The 553-nt window shown below is 51.5% G+C and carries 1 pseudogene; it reads left to right on the forward strand.

The window, feature by feature from the left end:
- Nucleotides 1–246 precede the first annotated feature (246 nt).
- Nucleotides 247–477, forward strand: a pseudogene (locus tag PG899_RS24235) (methyl-accepting chemotaxis protein); the annotation flags it as partial.
- Nucleotides 478–553: the final 76 nt, after the last annotated feature.

Here is a 553-nt window from a genome sequence, read left to right on the forward strand (position 1 = left end):
TGCGATTAAATCAGATCACAAACGAAGCCTTTTTTCTATCTATTTCAATTGGTTGTAGCTAAAGATCCTGTACATGAGGGTTGTCAGCAGCATGGAATAGCGATCCAGTAATGACGAGTAGCGGGTTCTGTTGTTGATAGATGTAAAAATACTGGGATTCACTAAAGTCTGTTCAGCATGTGGCCGATAGCCTTGATTAAATAAGGGTCTCTCCCTGGCCCGTCACAACAACAAGGATCCGTAGTCATGACACTTTCGTTGCGCGGCAAGCTGCTGGCCACCAGTCTGGGGGTGGTGCTGCTGATGGCCTCACTGCTCGGCATCGTTGCCTTTCACACCCTCAAATCCCGTACCATGAGCGCCATCCAGAGCGAGGCGGTCAACTATGGCCACGCCTACTCGGTCGCCATCGGCGACTGGATGGCGGATCGCAAGAACACGGTGCACGCGCTGGTGAACCTGATCGCCGACAACCCGCTAGATTGGCCCCTTGAAGATCCAGACACTTCGCCCCTCTTAACTTAAGAGGTAGTCTTGGAGCTATGTTCAGTAC

It is taken from the genome of Aeromonas sp. QDB39 (assembly GCF_027707585.1).
Lineage (GTDB): Bacteria > Pseudomonadota > Gammaproteobacteria > Enterobacterales > Aeromonadaceae > Aeromonas > Aeromonas hydrophila.